Below are 18,596 nucleotides of genomic sequence, written 5' to 3' on the forward strand. Positions count from 1 at the left end.
ACCACCATGAGCTCCACCCCGCATCAATTTTCTTCCCTGGCCGCGGCAAACGATGCACTGCCTGCTGCGGACGCGCATGACGAGCACCACGCCATGCCCTACGGCTGGCGCCGGTGGGTGCTGGCCACCAACCACAAGGACATCGGCACGCTGTACCTGCTGTTCAGCCTCACGATGCTGATGGTGGGCGGGGTGCTCGCGCTGGGCATTCGCGCCGAGCTGTTCCAGCCGGGGCTGCAACTGCTCAACCCCGAGGTGTACAACCAGTTCGTCACCATCCACGGGCTGGTCATGGTTTTCGGCGCCATCATGCCGGCCTTCGTGGGCTTTGCGAACTGGATGATTCCGCTGCAGGTCGGCGCATCGGACATGGCCTTTGCCCGCATGAACAACTTCAGCTTCTGGCTGCTGCCGCCGGCCGGGCTGATGCTGATTGCGCCCTTCTTCACGGCCGACGGCGCGGCCGCTTCGGGCTGGACGCTCTACCCGCCGCTGAGCCTGCAGATGGGCCCGGCCATGGACGCCGGCATTTTTGCGGTGCACATCATGGGCGCGAGTTCGATCATGGGTGCCATCAACATCATCGTCACCATCTTGAACATGCGCGCGCCCGGCATGTCGCTCATGAAGATGCCGATGTTCTGCTGGACCTGGCTCATTACCGCCTACCTGCTGATTGCGGTGATGCCGGTGCTGGCCGGCGCGGTGACCATGCTGCTCACGGACCGGCACTTCGGCACCAGCTTTTTCAACCCCGCGGGCGGCGGCGACCCGGTGCTGTTCCAGCACATCTTCTGGTTCTTCGGCCACCCGGAGGTTTACATCATGATCCTGCCGGCCTTCGGCATCATCAGCCAGGTGGTGCCGGCCTTCTCGCGCAAGCGGCTGTTCGGCTATGCGTCGATGGTCTATGCCACGGCGTCCATCGCCATCCTGTCGTTCATCGTGTGGGCGCACCACATGTTCACCACCGGCATGCCGGTGACGGGGCAGCTCTTCTTCATGTACGCCACCATGCTGGTGGCCGTGCCCACGGCGGTGAAGGTGTTCAACTGGATCGCGACCATGTGGCAGTCGTCGCTGACGCTCGAAACTCCGATGCTCTTTGCGCTGGGCTTCATCTTCGTGTTTTCGATCGGCGGGCTCAGCGGCGTGATTCTTTCCATTTCGCCCATCGACATCCAGGTGCACGACACGCACTACGTGGTGGCGCACTTCCACTACGTGCTGGTGGCGGGCTCGCTCTTTGCGATGTTTTCGGGCTACTACTACTGGTCGCCCAAATGGACCGGTGTGATGTACGACGAGCTTCGCGGCCAGATTCACTTCTGGGTGTCGATCACGAGCTTCAACGTGGGCTTCTTTCCGTTGCATTTTCTTGGGCTCGCGGGCATGCCGCGCCGCTATGCGGACTATCCGATGCAGTTTGCCGACTTCAACCATATCGCCAGCATCGGCGCCTTCGTCTTCGGGCTGGCACAGGCCTACTTCGTCTTCTTCATCGTGCTGCCTGCGATGAGGAAGCGCGGGCAACCCGCGCCCGCCAAACCGTGGGAAGGCGCCGAGGGGCTCGAGTGGGAAGTGCCTTCGCCCGCCCCCTTGCATACCTTCGAGACCCCGCCCCGGCTGGACAGCACCGCCACCCGGGTGGTCGGCTGAACCGTGCCGCCGGCAGCCACCAAGCGACGCACCGCCAAGCGCACAGGCGCGAGTTCGCGCGCCGCGTCGCGCATCGCGGTGCAAAAGCCCGACGACGAAAAGCTCGCCCAGCTGCGCGACGCCCACCGGCGCGGCAAGGTCGTGCTGTTCGTGGGCGCGGGCATCTCGATGGGCCTGGGCCTGCCGCCGTGGTCGGCGCTCATCGAGCACATGGCACGCGAGCTCGGCATCGATGCGCACTCCTTCGGCGACAAGGGCGGCTATCTCACGCTGGCCGAATACTTCCGCCTCCGGCACGGCAGCATCGGCCCGCTGCGCAGCTGGATGGACCGCGAGTGGCACAGCGGCGACGTTCGGGTGGAAAGCTCGCGCATCCATGAGCTGCTGGCCAAGGGCCGCTTCCCGATCATCTACACCACCAACTACGACCGCTGGCTGGAGACCGCTTTCGAGCACCACAAGGTGAAGTACACCAAGATCGTGAGCGTTGCCGACCTTGCCAAGCTGCACCCGGGCGTCACGCAGATCATCAAGTTCCACGGCGACCTGGAGGACGACGCCTCCATCGTGCTCGACGAAAGCAGCTACTTCGCCCGGCTCGACTTCGAGTCGCCGCTGGACATCAAGCTGCGCGCCGACGTGCTCGGGCGCTCGGTGGTCTTCATCGGGTACAGCCTGGCGGACGTGAACATCCGCTACCTGTTCTACAAGCTCTCGCGGCTGTGGAAGCAGTCGGTGCCCGACGTGGCGCAGCCGGTTTCGTACCTTTTCTCGCCCTCGGCCAACGAGGTGCAGCAGGCCGTGCTCGCGCAGTGGGGCATCGAGATGATCCCGCTGGCGCGCGACGATCCGTCGAAGGCGCTGATCGAATTCCTGGAGGCCGTGGTCGGCTGACCCAGGGGTTGCCAGTGCGCCCTAGCGGCGCGCGTCCGGATCGGTTTCGCCCTTGTGCGGTTTTGGCGCGTCCCTCGGCGGAGGCTTCTCGCCCACCTGCATGCTTTGCGAGGCATTGGTGCCGATGTCGCGCGAGCCCGGATAGCCGTGGCGCTTGTTCGCCTCGCGGCCGATCTCGCTTCCCTCTTCAGGGCTGTCTTGCCCCACGGCGCGGTTCTGGTCGATGTTCACGGGCGATTGTTCGGGAGGACGGGTCATTCTTTACTCCTGGATACCGGCTCGGCGGCGTTGCCCAGCGGATTTGCAATTCATGATGGCCGACACCGCGGCGCACCTTGTCGTCCTGGCGCCGAGGCCGCTGTAAGCCGCTTCCCGTGCTTTCCGGCGCTTGCAAAACTTGCGGCAAATAGCGGAACGCGCGGCGGCCCTTGCCCTTGCCCTCGCGCCGGGCACGCCGTATGCCATGGAAAGTGTCGCCTTCAATGTTCCAGATTCACATGTCCCAATCTTCCATGGTCGACGACTCGAAGGATCTGAGCCGCTGCGTGCACGACGCGCGCAATGCGCTGGCCGCGATCTCGTCCGCGAGCGAGGTGCTCGCCCGGGTCGAACTTCCGCACGACGTGCTGCACGAAGCGGCGGTCGTGGTGTCGAGGCAGGTCCGCCAGCTCTCGGCCCGGATGAGCGAACTCGTCGTCCACGCGCAGCGGGCCGCGGGCGAACCCGGCCGAGCACTGGTGGTGTCGGACGATGCCAGGCTGCTGGCGGTGCTGAGTGGGCTTCTTTCGGACGCGGGCTACAAGGTCGACCTTGCCGCGAGCAGCGACGGCGGCTACAACGTACTCATGAAGCGAGCGCCTGAAATCGCGGTGGTCGACGTGCGGACCTCGACCGGCTCGGGGCTGGCGATGGGCCGGCGCGCGCGAGACGCCGGCTTCGAAGGCCGCATGGTGGCCGTGTGGGGTTCACCGCTGGCGCAAGACCAGCAGGACAAGGGTGGAATCGCCGGGTTCGATGCCGTGCTTGCAAGGACCTTCGAGCCCGCCGCCCTGCGCGCCGCAATCGCCTGACCGCGGCGGTCCGCTATCTAATCTACTTACTCCTGCTGCGGCGTGGCCGCGGCGGCTCCCTGCGCCCGCGCGCTCAGGCTCTTGGCCCTCGCATTGCGGGCTTCCTCGGGGGTGAATTCATGGGCGAGCCCCAGTTCGTGGGCGGTGCGCCCGCCCTTCCTGGCGATCTCTCTCTGGCGTTCGGGGTCCATCCCCGCAAAGCCGCGCCGGCTGCGAATGCGCCCTTCTTGATCGTTCATTGACATGCTTTCCTTCGCTCCGCGAACACAGTGCGGGCCTGTGCGCGCAACCGTTGCGCGCCGACCTCACTCGGGGCAAACGGCGTGCCCGCCTCTTCGGCGGGCTGCGGGCAGGAAAGCGGGCTCCTGGCTCACTCCTCGGCAATGGCCTCTTCCATGGCCTGCGCCTCGGCCAGCGCGCTGAGCTTGCCGTCGGTGGCTGTTTCCTCGGCCAGCGAGGCTTCGAGCAGCGACACGGCTTCCGTGTGCCCGAGTTTCTTGGCCAGCGTGCACAGCGAGTTGTAGCCCGCAATCTCGTAGTGCTCCACCTTGCGCGCCGCGCCGATCAGGGCCGCGTCGAGCACCGGGCCCTTCTCGATCTGGTCGATCAGCGAATCGCCTTCCTCGACCAGGCCGGCCATGCCTTCGCACTTGATGCGCTTGATCTTGATCTGCAGCAGCTCGGCAATCTGTTCGATGCGCTCGACCTGGCCGCGCGTCTCTTCCAGGTGCGTTTCGAAGGCCGAGGCCAGGCCCTCGTCGGTGGCGGCGCGGGCCAGCTTGGGCAGCGAGCGCGTCATCTGCTTTTCTGCGCTGTAGGTGTCGGAGAGCTCGTGGATGAAAAGATCGGAGAGGCTTTTGACGGGCATGTTGGTTCCTGAAAAAACGAGTTGGTGGAAGAAACAAGGCCGATGTTTGTGGTGCGTGCACAGGGGCCAAGCAAGGCTGCTTCGCAACGCCTTGTCAGTCTTTGCCGCACGCGTGGGGGGCACGCCGCTTGCCGCAAGAAAAGCGCGGTGGTGCCGAAGGGCGCGGCCGTTCGTTCAACAGACCCAGACCCAACCCAACGCAAGGAGTCCCCATGTTTTCTCACAACAAGCGACTGCAATACACGGTACGCGTGAGCGAGACCAATCCCGGCCTCGCCAACCTCATGCTCGAGCAGTTCGGCGGCCCGCAAGGCGAGCTGGCCGCGGCATGCCGCTACTTCACCCAGGCGCTCGGTGACGACGACCCCGGGCGAAAGGACATGCTGTTCGACATCTCGACCGAAGAGCTGAGCCACCTCGAGATCATCGGCACCATCGTCGGCATGCTCAACAAGGGCGCCAAGGGGCGGCTCGCCGAAGGCGTGGAAGAGCAAGGCGAGATGTACCGCACCATCACCGGCGCGGGCAACGACAGCCACATCACGCAGGTGCTCTACGGCGGCGGGCCGCCGCTGGTCAACTCGGCCGGCGTGCCGTGGACGGCCGCCTACATCGACACCATCGGCGAGCCCACGGCGGACCTGCGCTCCAACATCGCGGCCGAGGCGCGCGCCAAGATCGTGTACGAACGCCTCATCAACCTCACCGACGATCCGGGCGTGAAGGACGCGCTGACCTTCTTGATGACGCGCGAGATCGCGCACCAGAAGTCTTTCGAGAAGGCGCTGTATTCCATCGAGCCCAACTTCCCGCCGGGCAAGCTGCCCGGCGACCCGCGCTTCACCAACGTGTACTTCCGCATGTCCAAGAGCGATGCGGACCTGCGCGGCCCCTGGAACCAGGGCGAGCGGTGGGACTTCGTGCCCGTCACGCAAGAGTCGGGGCCGGTGGACGGCGGCGACGGCCTGGCCACGGTGGAGCTCAGCGATGCGGATGCACCGGTGCTGCAGCAGATGGCGGCGCGCACGCAGTCGCGCCCCGACGGCGATCCGCTCACGGGCGCGGAGCTGGGCATGGGCGAAGGCCCGGCGCTGGCCGACGGCGCCAGCGGCGCCAACGGGCCGGCAATGCCGAAGAAGTAGCGCGCGTGCCTGAACCGCTCAGCTCGCGTCGAAACTGGCCGGGCTGGGCGCTCTCACGGTGAGCTTGCGCAATGCGGCGCTCACCGCCGCGAGCTCGTCGGCTTCGCGCAGCGAGTTCTCGGCGTTGCCGACGCCGTCCGCCTTCTGGACCTCGGCCAGCCGCCGCAGCATGGCTTCCTTCTCCTGCATGGCGCGCAGGCTGGTCCATAGCGCGGCGTCGGTCACCTCTTCCTGCGTGGCCGCAAGACTGCGTGCACTGAAGGCGTGGCCCGTGTGACAGCGGTAGCGCACCGGGTGCTTGTCGTGCAGCTCGAACAGCACGCCCCCGCAGTCGGGGCAGCTGAACATGGAGGGCTCGCCGATCACCTTCAGGTTTTCCACGGTGCGGTCTCCAAGGCCCACGGCATATTCGCGGCGCAGCGCGGCAGGCGCTTCGAAGGCCGGCAGGTCGGGCCTCGGTTGCGCCAACTGGAACAGGAGCTTGCCCATGCCGCGCAACGCGACGACGTGGTCCACCTGCACCGCGGCCATCGCGCTTTGCGGCATGCTGGGCTCGTGCGCTTCGGCCGGGTCCTGCACCACGGCAATGCCGCCGCAGTCCTTGATGGCACGCAGGCCGGCGCTGCCGTCGTCGAGCCTGCCGGTAAGAACCACGCCCACGGCGCGGGGGCCGCAATCCAGCGCGGCGGAACGAAACAACGGATCGATGGCTGGGCGGGCATGGTGTTCCTTGGGTCCGCGGGTCAGGCGAACCACGCCGCCTTCGAGCAGCATGTGGTGGTCGGGCGGCGCGATGTAGATGGTGCCCGCCGCGGGCACGTCGCCCTGCTTCGCCTCGACCGCGCGGTTCGGCCCGCGGTCGTTGAGCAGCGAGGCAAGGTGGCTGCGGTGCGCGCCGATGTGCTGCACGAAGAAAATCGGCGCGGGAAAGTCGGCCGGCAATTCAGCGACCAGATCGAGCATTGCATAGACGCCGCCTACGGAAGCGCCAATAAAGATGGCTTGGTTTTGGGGAACAGAGTTCAGCATTCCTGAGCAGCAGAAGTACACGAATAAGTACGTTGTCTTCCTGCAGGGCAAGCGGCGTGCCCGGCTTGCCCGCCCGCTAGCCGCCCCTTTAGCCGCCTGCGGCTGCTGCCCCGTCGCGCGCCCGCAGCAGGCGCTGGACGTCTGCCGCGGCCACCGGCTTCACCAGGTGCTCGTCGAACCCCGCCTCCAGTGCGGCAAGCTTGTCCTCAGGCTGGCTCCACCCCGTGGCCGCCACAAGAAGCATGCCGCGCCCCCAGGGCTCTGCGCGAATCCGGCGCGCCACCTCGTGCCCGTCGAGCCCGGGCATGCCGATGTCGAGCACGGCCGCATCGGGCCGGAAGTGCTCCGCCACCCGTAGTGCATCGACCCCGTTGTCGGCGGTTTTGACGCTGAAGCCGGAAATCGACAGCATGCGCGCCATGCCCCACAGGGCGTCCACGTTGTCGTCCGCGAGCAGCACGCGCTGCGGAGCGGCCTCGGACGCAGCATCCGGCGAGCCAGGCTCGGATTTCACGTGCCCCGCCACGGTGTCGGATGCAAGCGGCTCCGCAAGCGGAATACGCACGGTGAACCGGCTCCCATGGCCGAGCCCCCTGCTCTCGCCGGTGACCGTGCCGCCATGCAGCTCGACGATGTTGCGCACCAGCGCCAGGCCAATGCCCAGCCCGCCCGCCGAGCGCTCGTGCGCGTGCACGCTCTGCGTGAACATCTCGAACATCGTGTCGACCGTGTCCGGGTCCATGCCGATGCCGTTGTCCGTGACGGTGAAGATCGCATGGCCGGTATCCGCATCGGCATCGGCATGCACCGCCAGTTGGATCTCGCCTCTTTCCGGCGTGTACTTGGCCGCATTGGACAGCAGGTTCGAGATCACCTGCGTCAGGCGCATCGGGTCGGCGTCGAGCGGAATCTCGGCGGCGAAGATGTCGAGTTCGAGCTTGTGGCGCCCCTGCTCCATCAGCGGGCGGGTGGCCTCCAGCGCCGCATCGACGATGCTCTGCGCCGTGACCCTCTCGCGACGCAGCACCAGCCGGCCCCGGCGCAGGCTGGACACATCGAGCAGGTCGCCCAGCAGCACCTTCATGGCCGCCGCCTGGCGCCGCACCACGCGCGCGGCGCGCGCCTGCTCCTGCGTGGGAAGCTCCTCGGGTGCCAGCAGTTCGGCGGCGCCGCTGATCGATGCGAGCGGGTTGCGCAGTTCGTGCGAAAGCACGGCCAGAAAGCGGTCCTTGGCGGCATCGGCGGCCTCGAGCGCCTGCCGCGCGGCCTCGTTGGCGCGCAGCGCATCGAGCAGTTCGCCGCGGCTTTGCTCCACCTCCTGCTGCGCCGCGCGCTGCTCGCTCTGGTCGCGCAGCACCTTCACCATGCCGATGACCGCGCCCTCGCCGTTGTGCATGGGCATGAGCGCGCCGCTGGCCCAGAAACGAGAGCCGTCCTTGCGCTGGTGCAGCCGGTCGTCGGCCGCCCGGCCGGCGGTGAGCGCGGTGCGCGCCTCTTCCTGCGGGGCGCCCGCCGCGCGGTCTTCCTCGGTAAAGATGATGTCGGCCGAACGGCCGAGGATCTCGGCCTCGGTATAGCCCAGGAGCCGCTCGGCGCCGGTGTTCCAGCTTTTGACGCAGCGCTCCATGTCGACCGAGAAGATCGCGTAGTCGACCGCGTTTTCCAGCATCAGCCGGAAGCGCTCCTCGCTTTCGCGCAGCGCTTCTTCAGCGGCCCTGCGCTCGCTGATGTCGTTGCACACGATGAGCGCGGAGTCGGGCTTGCCGCCCGCGTTGGTGAGCACGGTCACGCTCTTGTGCAGCCAGATGAAGGAGCCGTCCTTGCGGACATTGCGGCTCTCGCTCTGGAACGGCTCGCCATGCTGTGCCAGCCGCGCGAACAGCGCCGAGATTGCCGGCTTGTCGGCGGCGTGCACCAGGTCGAGCGCGCTCACGCCGGCGAGTTCGTTCTCGCCGTAGCCCATGAGCTGGTGATAGCAGGTGTTGGCAAAGGTAATTTCGCCGTCGAGGCGGGTTTGCGCCACGCCCACCGAGGCCTGGTTGACGATGGCGCTGAAGCGCTCCTGCGACTGCCGCAGCGACTCCTGCGCTTCCTTGCGCTCGGTGATGTCGACGAAGGTGAGCACCACGCCCGCAATGCGGTCTTCGATGGTGCGGTAGGGCCGCACGCGCGCCAGGTACCAGTTGCCGGCGGCGTCGCCCACCTCCCGCTCCGAAGGCTGCAGCGTCTGGAGCACCTTGCGCGCATCCGCCGCAAGCTGCGGGTAGTCCAGCGGCGTGGTCAGGTCGGAGAGCGGCCGCCCCACGTCGGTGGCAATCAGCTTGAAGATGGCTACCGCGCTGGGCGTGAAGCGGGTCACGCGGAACTCGCGGTCCAGAAACACCGTAGCTATGGCGGTCGCATCCATCAGGTTCAGCATGTCGCTGTTGGCCTGGCCCAGGTCGTCCACCTTGCTCTTGAGCTCGTGGTTGACGGTGGTGAGCTCTTCGTTGATGGACTGCAGTTCCTCGCGGCTGGTCTCGAGCTCTTCGGTCGCCGAATGGAGCTCTTCGTTCATGGCGTGCAGTTCCTCGTTGCTCGCCTTGAGTTCCTCGGTCGATGTCTCGTACTGCTCCACGGTTTCACGCAACTGCGACTTCAAGCGCGTCACCTCGCGCTCCAGGTGCTCGGCAAGGGGCTCTGCATCCACACGCGGAACCACAATGCTGCCGCGCGCGCTCGCGGGGTCGGCCTGGCGCAGCAGCACCAGCAGGCCGCCGCCGATTTCTTCCACCGGCATCACATGGAGCGAAACCTCGGCTTCGCCATGGTTCAGCCGCACGCGCACCGGCGCCACCTCCACCGCCTGTCGCCTTTCGTTCACGTGGTAAAGCGCGGTCTGCAGCTCGGCCTTCAGGTCGGGCACGATGGCGCGCAACACGTTGCGCGACGGCTCGCCGCCGCTGAAGTGCAGGAACGGCGTTGCCGCGGGCGAGATATGCAGCATCTCGTGGTCCGAGTCCAGCAGGATGGAAGGCGGCGCCAGCCGGTCGAGCAGCCGCAGGTGCAGCTCGCCCCAGGTCATGCTGCGGCCATCGGAGAGCGGCGCCATTGCGCTGCGTTGCAGCTGCGCAAAGGCCGCCCCTGGAATCACGGGCAGCGCGCGCTTGGCGTCCAGCGCCAGCGCGGTGCTGCTGCGGCCGGTGGGCACCGGCAGCGCGGCCTTGGGCGCATGGCGGTGCGCGTAGATGCGGTGCTTCTTGTCGAGCACAGCGAACAGCGGGCTGTCCTCGTCCACCGCCTCCGATGCGCCGATGAACAACCGGCCGCCGGGCACCAGCGCAAAGTGCAGCGTCTCGAACACGCGGGCCTGCGCCTCCCGGTTGAGGTAGATGAGCAGGTTGCGGCAGGTGACCAGGTCGATGCGCGAGAACGGCGAATCCTTCAGCACGTCGTGCACCGCGAACAGCACCATCTCTCGCAACTCGCGGCGCACGCGGTAGCCGCGCTGCTCGCGGATGAAAAAGCGCCGCAGCCGCTCTTCCGACACATCCGCCTCGCTGACCATGGGGTAGATGCCTTCACGGGCGGCGCGCACCGCGTCCTCGTCCAGGTCGGTGGCAAAGATCTGGATGGTCGGCGGACTTTCCAGCATGCGGGCGTGCTCGCTCAGCAGCATCGCAATCGAATAGGCCTCTTCGCCCGTGGCGCAGGCCACCACCCACACGCGGATGGTGTCGGCCGAGGTCTTGCTGCGGAACAGCTCGTGGACCATGCCTTCCAGCGCCGAAAAGCATTCGCCGTCGCGGAAGAAATTGGTCACGCTGATCAGCATGTCCTGCAACAGCGCGCCGGCCTCGCCGGGGCGCGTGCGCAGGCAGTCCAGGTAGGCGGCAAGATCGCTCACGCCGTTTACCTGCATGCGGCGGCCGATGCGCCGCAGCACGGTGGCCCGCTTGTAGTTGACAAAATCGCGCCCGCTGCGGCTTCGCACGAAGGCCAGCACTTCGCGAAAGGCCGCCTCGTCCACATCGGGCGCGGGCGGTGCGTCGTCTTCGCCGTCCGGCAGCTGCTCGGGCGGCAGCTTCAGCTGCCGCTCGATGCGGTAGTAGGCGTGAATGCGCGCGCCCATTTCGCGCACGGGCAGCACCCAGTCGACCATGCCGGTGGCAATGGCCGACTGCGCCATGCCGTTGTGGCGGGTTTCCTGCGGGTCTTGCGCCACCGTCAGGCCGCCGCGCTCCTTGATCCGCTTGACGCCGATGGTGCCGTCGCTGTCCACACCCGAAAGAACCACCGCAATGGCGTGGGGCCCGTGGGTATCGGCCAGCGTTCGAAAGAAGAAGTCGACCGCCATGTGGCGGCCCTGCCCCGGCGGAAGCGCCGCCAGTTCGATGAGCTCGCCGCGGGTGCGCAGCGTCTTGCCGGGCGGAACCACATACACCGTGTCGGGCTCGATGCGCTCCCTGCCGCCGACCGGCACCACCCGCATGCGGGTGGAGCGCGCCAGCACCTGCGCCAGTGCGTTCTCATGCGCTGCGGGCAGGTAGAGCACCACCACGAAGGCCATGCCCGTGTCGGTGGGCATGCCCTCCAGGAACTCGCCCACCGCCTCGATGCTGCCCGCCGAGCCGCCAAGCCCGACAACGGGCAGCATGCGATAGCCGCGCGACGGCACGGCGTCGTCGATCTGATCGCCCAGCGCTTCCTCGGCATGGTCGGGGTTCATTTCATCCAATGCGCTTCTCCTACTTGCTTTCCGGCAAACGGCGTACCGGCCCGGCGGCGGCACCTCGGCACGCGGTTTGCCGGGCGGTGAACGCCTTGCGCGAGACCTTCGCCTAGCGAGAACCTTCACGCACCCGGAGACACGCATGAACGAACTCAGCAGCTATTTCGCCCGCCATCCACTTGAAAACCCGGCGAATTATCTGGGAACCGACTTCGATCCCGCAGGCGCCGCGGCCTACAGGTTCCGGCTGCGCGGCTGGAAGGAGCGCTATCGCGCGCGAATGCGCGGCGCGTCCTCCGCCGCGGGTCCGTCCTCATGCTCCCGTCGGAACACGCCGGCGCAGCCGCCGGCGCCTTCTCATTGCTGGTACTCCTTCAGCCGGTTGTAGAGCGTCTTCATGCTGATGCCCAGCAGCGCGGCGGTGCGCTCCTTGTGGCGCCCGCAGCGCTCGTAGGTGGCAAGAATGACGCGCCTTTCTACCTCCGCGAGTTGCGTGCCCACTTCGATCACGATCTGGTCCTCCCCCGCCTCGGGAGGTGCCACAGCGGCATCCCGCTGGCCATTGATCGGAGGGGGCGCGAGCGCTCGGCCGCGCGTTGCTTCGGGCTCGGGCCCGGCGCCCGCACTGTCCGCTGCGGGCAGCCACTCCTCGTCGATCTCGTTGCCGGACGCCATGACCCATGCGCGCTGCACCACGTTGCGCAGCTCGCGCACGTTGCCGGGCCAGCGGTGCGCCGCCAGCCGCGCCAGCGCGCCCGGCGTGAAGTGCTTGCTGCCACCTTCCTGGCGCGCCAGGTCTTGCAGGAAGCTCGTGGCAATGAGGGCGATGTCGTCGCCGCGTTCGCGCAGGGGCGGCAGCCCGATTGGAAATACGTTGAGGCGATACAGCAGGTCTTCGCGCATGGTGCCCCGCGCCACCGCCTCGCCGGCGTCGCGGTTGGTGGCCGCGATGATGCGCACGTCGGTCTGCTGCACCTGGGTGGAGCCCACCCGCATGAAGGTGCCGCTCTCCAGCACGCGCAGCAGTTTTACCTGCAGCTCGAGCGGCATTTCCGTCACCTCGTCCAGAAACAGCGTGCCGCCATGCGCGCGCTCGAAGAAGCCCTGGTGCTGGCGCTCCGCCCCGGTAAAGCTGCCGCGCTCGTGGCCGAAGATTTCGCTTTCGACGAGGTGCGGCGACAGCGCACCGCAGTTCACGGCAAGAAACGGCTGCTCGCGCCGCCGGCTCAGGTCGTGCACCGCGCGGGCCACCAGTTCCTTGCCGGTGCCGCTTTCTCCGTGGATGAACACGGTAACCGCGGTGCCGGCCACGCGCGAAATCTGCCGGTACACGCGCTGCATGGGCTGCGAGCGGCCGATCAGGTGGCCGAAGCGCCCGGTCTCGCGCCAGAGCTCCTGCACCTCGTCGAGTTCAGCGCGCAATTGCGAAGGAGCAATGAGGCGTGAGAGCAGCCCCTTCAGGTGCTGCGGATTGATCGGCTTTACCAGGTAGTCGGCAGCGCCGATACGCAGCGCCCTGATGGAAGTCTCCAGGCTCGCCTGCCCCGTCATGAGGACCAGCATGGTGTCGCTCACGATCTCGGGGTCGTCCAGCAGGTCGAAGCCGCTTCCGTCGGGCAGGTGCAGGTCGAGCAGCAGCAGATCGGGCCGCTGCATGGCAACCAGGCGGCGCGCCGCGGCGATCGAGTGCGCGCACATCACGGTGTGCCCCTCGCGCGCGACCAGGGCGGCAATCATCCGCGCCGAATCTTCGTCGTCTTCAACAATAAGTGTGTGGCCCAACTTCGTACCTGGCTTGACGCCTGTGCTGCACTGCGAATGAGTGCTTGCCTCGAATTTCCCGCGCAATTTCTTTCGCGCGTAGATGTCCCACTTCGAATCTTGCGCCGCCCGGCAAGAAACGCCGGACGGTTCAATCGTCCAAGCCCTGTGCGAATTCGTGCACTTGCTCTGTCAGAGACGTCATACGCGCGACCTGCCGCTCCAGCACTTCCAGGGCTTCGCGTTGCGTGTCGGTGTCGTCGGAGGTCCGCAAAAGCTCCAAGGCCACGGCCATGGCGCCCACCGGGCTTCGAAGATCGTGTTCAAGGCGCTGGGCGCACAGCGCCTGGCGAGCCAAGCGCGCTCGATGCAGCGCCAGCTTTTCTTCTGCAGCCCGTGCGGTGCGGGCTTTCTGCCGAAACGCGAGTCCCAGCCCCGCGATCCCCGCAATGGCAAGGCAAGCGCCGGTCAGCAGCGCCGGCCACGCCGCGGGCAGCCCCCTGTCTCCCGATGAATTTTTCATTGCATGAGTTTCCGACAAACGCACCACCCCTGTCTGCCCCGAGAGAACCGCAAGATTTGCCGCAAGGCTTCCAACACCCCGGCGCCGAAGGCGCGCGCGAACCCTTTTATGCGTACTTTAAAACTAGTTTTCGACCCATGCGAGCGAGAAATACCCTGGCACGACCGTTGCGCAGCCATCCCGCCCCGAGAACCGGAGGCGCTACGGAGAAACATGAACACGTCGATTGTTTTGCAGGCCCGCCAGGTGCAGGCCCCTATCTTTTCCCCCCGCCTGCAGCAGGCCGTTCGGCTGCTGCAGATGTCCTCGCAGGAGTACGCGCAGGCGCTGCGCGACGCAGCCGAGCTGAACCCGTTTCTCGAGATTGAACCGCTCGCGCAAGAAGGCCACGAATCCATCGCCGAAACCGTGCCGGCCGCGGCCGATGCTGCCGCCGACATCGAAGCGGCGGCGGCCTTCGACAGGATTACCGCGGCCCCGGCCTCGGGCGACAGGCACCTGTCGCATGACGAGAGCTTCGACCTGATGCAGCGCGTGCCGCTGCCGGATTCGCTGCGCGCGCATCTGCACGGGCAACTTGGCGTACTGCGCATTTCTGCGCGCGAAATGGCGTTTGCGCGCGCCGTGGTCGAGGCGCTGGACGACGACGGCTACCTTCGCATTTCGCTCGAAGAGGTGGGCTCCGCGCTCGGAGAAACCGGCGCGGATGCGGAGCGCGAACTGCGCACGGCCCTGCGCCGCGTGCAGGCGCTCGACCCTGCGGGCGTGGCGGCGCGCAGCGTGGCCGAATGCCTTTGCCTGCAACTCGAGGCTTCCCCGAAGCATGCGAACGAATCGGAAACAGTCATCCGGCAACTCGCGCGCCGTATTCTCGAAGCGCACATCGGCCTGCTTGCCACGCATGACGTCGGCAAACTGGCCAAGGCGCTCGATGCGGCGCCGCAGCAAGTGCAGTGCGCAATCGATTGCATCCGGCGCCTGAACCCGCACCCGGGCTGGCAATTCGGCGAAACGGCGGCGCGCATCGTGATACCCGACGTGACCGTGAAGAAGGTGCGCGGCACCTGGCGGACCTCGCTCAACGCCAGCGCCCTGCCCCGCGTGAAGGTGAACTCGGCCTACGCGCAAATGCTCGAGCAGCATGGCGAGAAACACGGCACCGGCCAGTGCGCCGCCATGAAGGAATGCCTGGAGCAAGCGCGCTGGATGGTGGGCAGCGTGTCGCAGCGCGCATCCACCATTCTGGAGGTGGCGCGCGCCATCGTCGCGCGGCAGAAGATGTTCTTCGAGCACGGCCCGCTCGCCATGAAGCCGCTCGGGCTGCGCGAAATTGCCGAAGAAGTGGGCGTGCATCCGTCCACCGTTTCGCGCACCGTGCACAACAAGTACATGGCCACGCCCGTCGGCATCTTCGAACTGCAGCACTTCTTCTCGCGCGGGCTCGAGCACGCCGCCGGGGGCGCGAGCGCGCCGGTGGCACTGCAGGGGCTCATCCGCGAGCTCATTGCCGTCGAAAAACCCGTGGCGCCGCTAAGCGATGCGGCGCTGGCACGCCAGTTGGCGCAGCAGGGCTTTCGCATTGCGCGCCGCACCGTCACCAAGTACCGCCAGAGCATGAACATCGACCCCTTCGAGCGCCGCCGCGTCCATGGGGGAGAACTGGGAGCTGCGGCCTAGCCCGCAAAGGAGAAAACATGTCCATTGAATTTCTGCGTGTGCTCGCAAAGCATCCCGCGCCCGCGACGCTGACCGACCCCCACGACATCGACAGCCTGCTGGTGCTGCGGGCCGCCGGCCTGGTTGCGGCGCTGACCTTCAAGCCCGATGCCGGAGGCCGCGAGGTGGGCCGCTTTCTCGCCCTGACGCCCGACGGACGCAGCGCGCTCGGAGCGCCCGTGGACAGCTTCAAACGCGGCGTGCAGGCCAATCCGCAATTGCAGCAGGTGCAGCAGTAAAGAGAGGGGTACCGCATGTCCTACCGCTATCTCGAAAGACTGGCCCGCAAGCGACTTCCCATCTTCGTGGCACGGCCGTCCAAGGTGCGCGTGCTGCGCCGGCTCGCGGCCACCGGGCACGTGGATGTGCGCTTCTATCCGCCGGACTCTTGCGACGGGCAGTTCGGCGAAGTCCGCGCGCTCACGCCCGCCGGATGGAACGCGATCCGCGGTGACGATTCACCCGCCGCGGCGGAGCACCCGCAATGAACGAAGAGCAGCGCCACGAATTCGTCTACCGCGGCTGGCGCTTCGCGTACTGCGCCCGCCGCATGGCCACGGGGGTGTACCGCCCCGAGGTCGTCTGCCTCGGCGAGGGAACGGCCACCCAGGAAACCATGCTGCCCAACGACACCGACGAGATCGCCTACGCCACCGAAGCAGAGGCGCTGCGCCATGCGCAGCAGCAAGCCATGCGCTGGGTGCACGACCGCACGGGCGACGGCCAGGGCCAGCTCTGAAGCATCCGCCGCAACAAGCGGCGGCAAGCGCCCTCAGCGGCGCCCGGGCGTCAGCGCATTGGCGCTGCGCATCATGCAGGCCGCGCGGCCTTCGGCGGTGATCGCGGTGACGATGGCGCGTTCGATCCGCCGCTCACCGGTGCGCAACACCACCGTCGGCTCCGTCATCGCCTGGAGCAGCGAGGCGCTGCGCAGTGCAAGGATCTTGTGAATGTCATCGGGTTCCGAGCACACCACGGGCATCTGGCGGCGGGACAGGAATTCAAGCAGTTCATAGCACTCGCTCGCATGGCCCATGCGCGATTGCGATCTTTTCATGACAGGACGTCCAGGGCGTTGAAAAGAATGAAGGGAAGAACAGGGACAAACGCGGGCGGCAAGCGGCATGCCCGCACCGCGCCGGGCATGCGCGTTGCCCCGCAAGGGACGGATTCCGCTCCAACGGGCGGGCCCGAAATCATCACCTTCAAGGAGTACATCGATGACCATCCAAAGCACTGCCTTCCGTTTCGGCATGGCCGCAGTGGCCGCTTGCGCATTTGCTGCGACTCTTCCCGCCGCCGCCCAGAGCGCGAGCTCGCGCGGCGACCAGGCCACGGAAACACGCAGCGCCGCCGGCAAGTCGGACCAGGCAGGCAAGCCGTCGAAGGGCGATCAGCGCTTTATGAGAGACATTGCGCAGGCCAATCTCGCCGAGATCGAAACCGGAAAGCTCGCCCAGGAGAAAGCCTCGAAGGACGAGGTGAAGCAGTTCGGCAAGACCATGGTCGACGACCACACCAAGGCGCTGAGCGAACTGCAGGAAATCGCATCGAAGAAAGGCGTGGAGCTGCCGACCGAGCCCGACGCCAAGCACAAGGCCACCGCAACCGCGCTGAAGGCCCTGAGCGGCGAAACCTTCGACAAGCAGTACATGTCGATGGCGGGCCTTTCCGACCACAAGAAGACGCATGAAATGCTGCAGAAGGTGCAGCGCAATGCGGCCGATGCGGACCTGAAGGCCTATGCAGCCAAGACGCTGCCCGTGGTTCACGGTCACCTGACGACGGCGCAGGGAATCACCGGCAAGAAGTAAGAAGAAAGAGCGGGCGGGGCCGGGAGTGCTGCCCTACCCCTCCGGTTGCCCGGGTTCTTTCGAAGGGCGCTCGATGCGGTCGAGCACCCGCTCCGGCGAAACGTTCTCGCGGAGCTCGTCGAGCTCCGGGTCGTGCGCCGCCGGAATGTCCATGCGCTTTGCGATCTCCGTGACCAGGGTGATGACCTTCGTGATCTCGTGCTCGCCCAAGAGGCTGATCTGAAGATCGAGGTCGGCGCGCTGGTCCGCCATCGCGGCCATGCGGTTCTGGCTGATCATCACGAAGGTCGAGATGAAAATGGCCTCGACCGACGCCACCATGGCCAGCACCACGAAGGTCGGGTCGAATGCGCGAACCATGGGTACCCATCCCAGGTTGATGACGATCCAGCCCCCGTAGATCAGCAGGTGCAGGTACACGAACTTCATGCTGCCGGCAAAGCGGGTAATGGCGTCGGCAATCCGGTCCTGCAGGCCGGTCGATATCTTCTGCTGCTGGCGCCGCCGAACCAGCGCGGCAATGTTGCGGTCGACCACGCCCGCTACCGGCGCCTCCGATGCCTGGCCCTCCGTGGCCGGTTCAGCCGCCGCCACGGATCGCTCCCGTGGCCGACTCGTATTGCGAACCATAGATGGCGCGTGCACCCTGCGCCTGTGCATCGGGCACGCACAGGTAGATTTCGTGCCCCGGCCGGGCTTCGACGCGCAGTCCGCTGGAGCGCAGCATGGCCTCCACGCCGGCATGGTTGGGGGCCCACCAGTTGGTGGGGTCGTTGGCAAGCCGGTGTTCGATGAAGGCCATGCGCGGCCATCCGCTCTCGAGCAGCGGCGTGCGGTTGTCGATGTTGCAGTCCGCCGTGTCGGTATAGACCGAGTCGCCAGGCATGGTGAGCGTCTGGAACATCATGATGCGGCGCGTGCGCTCGGCCAGCAGGTCGAGCGCCAGCAGCGGATAACGCAGGTGATAGAAAACGCCCATGAACCAGACGAGGTCGAAGGTCTCACTGGAGCGCGCGAGGTCGTACACCTGCATCTCCCGAAACTCCACCTGCGACTCCATGCCCAGCTGGCCGGCGGCCCACCGGGCCTGCGCGAGGTAGTGCGCGTCGACATCGATGCCCAGCACCGAGGCCCCGCGCCGCGCCAGCTCGAAGCTGTAGAAGCCTGCGTTGCAGCCCACGTCGAGCACGCGCCATCCGCTCAGGTCTTCCGGCACAAAGGGCTTGATCTCCTGCCACTTGAAGTTGGGAAAGTCGCCGCCGAGAAAATGCTTGGGCAAGGTTTGCACGCCGCCGGGCAGGTGCAGGTTGTGGAACCAGGGGCCGAGCGCCTCGATCTGCTGGCGAACGGAGTCTCTGCTCGAATCGGTTGCCGCTGCTGCGGTTGATTTCTGGTTGTTGTGCATGTGC

The 18,596-nt window shown here is 66.7% G+C and carries 20 protein-coding genes; 10 read left to right on the plus strand and 10 right to left on the minus strand.

The window, feature by feature from the left end; translation table 11 throughout:
• Positions 1 to 93 precede the first annotated feature (93 nt).
• Both ctaD and V9L20_RS00600 read left to right on the plus strand, forming a co-directional pair.
• On the plus strand, positions 94 to 1,659 hold the full coding sequence (ctaD, locus tag V9L20_RS00595) for a cytochrome c oxidase subunit I (RefSeq protein ID WP_337295666.1): 1,566 nt from the start codon (positions 94 to 96) through the stop codon (positions 1,657 to 1,659).
• A 3-nt stretch (positions 1,660 to 1,662) separates the two neighbouring features.
• Positions 1,663 to 2,553 (plus strand): SIR2 family NAD-dependent protein deacylase, encoded by an 891-nt coding sequence (locus tag V9L20_RS00600; protein WP_337295092.1) that lies wholly within the window; start codon positions 1,663 to 1,665, stop codon positions 2,551 to 2,553.
• Between the two features lie 21 nt (positions 2,554 to 2,574).
• Here the strand turns inward: V9L20_RS00600 and V9L20_RS00605 are convergent, their stop codons facing one another.
• Positions 2,575 to 2,811: a hypothetical protein gene (locus tag V9L20_RS00605; RefSeq protein WP_258505588.1), complete on the minus strand. Its 237-nt coding sequence runs from the start codon at positions 2,809 to 2,811 to the stop codon at positions 2,575 to 2,577.
• A 239-nt stretch (positions 2,812 to 3,050) separates the two neighbouring features.
• Between V9L20_RS00605 and V9L20_RS00610 the strand changes: the two genes are divergently transcribed.
• Positions 3,051 to 3,623: a hypothetical protein gene (locus V9L20_RS00610; protein WP_337295093.1), complete on the plus strand. Its 573-nt coding sequence runs from the start codon at positions 3,051 to 3,053 to the stop codon at positions 3,621 to 3,623.
• Positions 3,624 to 3,649: 26 nt separating this feature from the next.
• Here V9L20_RS00610 and V9L20_RS00615 read toward each other — a convergent pair whose 3' ends face one another.
• Together V9L20_RS00615 and V9L20_RS00620 are read right to left on the minus strand one after the other, a co-directional pair.
• Entirely contained in the window at positions 3,650 to 3,862 is a 213-nt protein-coding gene (locus V9L20_RS00615) for a KGG domain-containing protein (protein WP_258505586.1), read from the minus strand.
• A gap of 131 nt (positions 3,863 to 3,993) precedes the next feature.
• Positions 3,994 to 4,491: a YciE/YciF ferroxidase family protein gene (locus V9L20_RS00620; RefSeq protein ID WP_281150265.1), complete on the minus strand. Its 498-nt coding sequence runs from the start codon at positions 4,489 to 4,491 to the stop codon at positions 3,994 to 3,996.
• Between the two features lie 212 nt (positions 4,492 to 4,703).
• On the opposite strand from V9L20_RS00620, the gene V9L20_RS00625 reads away from it, so the two are divergent.
• Positions 4,704 to 5,633: a manganese catalase family protein gene (locus V9L20_RS00625; RefSeq protein WP_258505584.1), complete on the plus strand. Its 930-nt coding sequence runs from the start codon at positions 4,704 to 4,706 to the stop codon at positions 5,631 to 5,633.
• Positions 5,634 to 5,651: 18 nt separating this feature from the next.
• Here V9L20_RS00625 and V9L20_RS00630 read toward each other — a convergent pair whose 3' ends face one another.
• Positions 5,652 to 6,662 carry a chemotaxis protein CheB gene (locus tag V9L20_RS00630; RefSeq protein WP_337295094.1) on the minus strand — a complete coding sequence of 337 codons (1,011 nt, stop codon included), beginning with the start codon at positions 6,660 to 6,662 and terminating at the stop codon, positions 5,652 to 5,654.
• A gap of 88 nt (positions 6,663 to 6,750) precedes the next feature.
• Positions 6,751 to 11,370 carry a PAS domain S-box protein gene (locus V9L20_RS00635; protein WP_337295667.1) on the minus strand — a complete coding sequence of 1,540 codons (4,620 nt, stop codon included), beginning with the start codon at positions 11,368 to 11,370 and terminating at the stop codon, positions 6,751 to 6,753.
• A gap of 145 nt (positions 11,371 to 11,515) precedes the next feature.
• Here V9L20_RS00635 and V9L20_RS00640 point away from each other — a divergent pair, with 145 nt between their 5' ends.
• Positions 11,516 to 11,761 carry a hypothetical protein gene (locus tag V9L20_RS00640; RefSeq protein ID WP_337295095.1) on the plus strand — a complete coding sequence of 82 codons (246 nt, stop codon included), beginning with the start codon at positions 11,516 to 11,518 and terminating at the stop codon, positions 11,759 to 11,761.
• On the opposite strand, the gene V9L20_RS00645 is transcribed toward V9L20_RS00640, so the two are convergent.
• Positions 11,731 to 13,155 (minus strand): sigma-54-dependent transcriptional regulator, encoded by a 1,425-nt coding sequence (locus V9L20_RS00645; protein ID WP_337295096.1) that lies wholly within the window; start codon positions 13,153 to 13,155, stop codon positions 11,731 to 11,733. The two genes, V9L20_RS00640 and V9L20_RS00645, sit on opposite strands and share 31 nt — an antisense overlap.
• A 130-nt stretch (positions 13,156 to 13,285) precedes the next feature.
• Positions 13,286 to 13,657: a histidine kinase dimerization/phospho-acceptor domain-containing protein gene (locus tag V9L20_RS00650; protein ID WP_337295097.1), complete on the minus strand. Its 372-nt coding sequence runs from the start codon at positions 13,655 to 13,657 to the stop codon at positions 13,286 to 13,288.
• Between the two features lie 213 nt (positions 13,658 to 13,870).
• Here V9L20_RS00650 and rpoN point away from each other — a divergent pair, with 213 nt between their 5' ends.
• From rpoN to V9L20_RS00670, 4 genes are read left to right on the plus strand one after another with little or no spacing between them, the layout of a single operon-like run.
• Positions 13,871 to 15,334: an RNA polymerase factor sigma-54 gene (rpoN, locus tag V9L20_RS00655; protein ID WP_337295098.1), complete on the plus strand. Its 1,464-nt coding sequence runs from the start codon at positions 13,871 to 13,873 to the stop codon at positions 15,332 to 15,334.
• Between the two features lie 17 nt (positions 15,335 to 15,351).
• Positions 15,352 to 15,612 carry a hypothetical protein gene (locus V9L20_RS00660; RefSeq protein WP_337295099.1) on the plus strand — a complete coding sequence of 87 codons (261 nt, stop codon included), beginning with the start codon at positions 15,352 to 15,354 and terminating at the stop codon, positions 15,610 to 15,612.
• Positions 15,613 to 15,627: 15 nt separating this feature from the next.
• On the plus strand, positions 15,628 to 15,861 hold the full coding sequence (locus tag V9L20_RS00665) for a hypothetical protein (RefSeq protein ID WP_337295100.1): 234 nt from the start codon (positions 15,628 to 15,630) through the stop codon (positions 15,859 to 15,861).
• Positions 15,858 to 16,112, plus strand: coding sequence for a hypothetical protein (locus tag V9L20_RS00670; RefSeq protein WP_258505574.1), 255 nt, complete (start codon positions 15,858 to 15,860; stop codon positions 16,110 to 16,112). Before V9L20_RS00665 ends, V9L20_RS00670 begins: the two co-directional genes overlap by 4 nt.
• A 33-nt stretch (positions 16,113 to 16,145) precedes the next feature.
• Here V9L20_RS00670 and V9L20_RS00675 read toward each other — a convergent pair whose 3' ends face one another.
• Positions 16,146 to 16,430, minus strand: coding sequence for a hypothetical protein (locus V9L20_RS00675; RefSeq protein WP_258505573.1), 285 nt, complete (start codon positions 16,428 to 16,430; stop codon positions 16,146 to 16,148).
• A gap of 163 nt (positions 16,431 to 16,593) precedes the next feature.
• Here V9L20_RS00675 and V9L20_RS00680 point away from each other — a divergent pair, with 163 nt between their 5' ends.
• On the plus strand, positions 16,594 to 17,187 hold the full coding sequence (locus tag V9L20_RS00680) for a DUF4142 domain-containing protein (RefSeq protein ID WP_281150252.1): 594 nt from the start codon (positions 16,594 to 16,596) through the stop codon (positions 17,185 to 17,187).
• Between the two features lie 33 nt (positions 17,188 to 17,220).
• On the opposite strand, the gene V9L20_RS00685 is transcribed toward V9L20_RS00680, so the two are convergent.
• Together V9L20_RS00685 and V9L20_RS00690 are read right to left on the minus strand one after the other, a co-directional pair.
• On the minus strand, positions 17,221 to 17,781 hold the full coding sequence (locus V9L20_RS00685; protein ID WP_337295101.1) for a DUF1003 domain-containing protein: 561 nt from the start codon (positions 17,779 to 17,781) through the stop codon (positions 17,221 to 17,223).
• Positions 17,768 to 18,592, minus strand: a complete 825-nt coding sequence (locus tag V9L20_RS00690; protein ID WP_337295102.1) for a TIGR04290 family methyltransferase — start codon at positions 18,590 to 18,592, stop codon at positions 17,768 to 17,770. The genes V9L20_RS00685 and V9L20_RS00690 overlap by 14 nt, the downstream gene beginning before the upstream one ends.
• Positions 18,593 to 18,596 lie beyond the last annotated feature (4 nt).

Source organism: Variovorax sp. CCNWLW225, from assembly GCF_037204045.1.
GTDB lineage: Bacteria > Pseudomonadota > Gammaproteobacteria > Burkholderiales > Burkholderiaceae_C > Variovorax.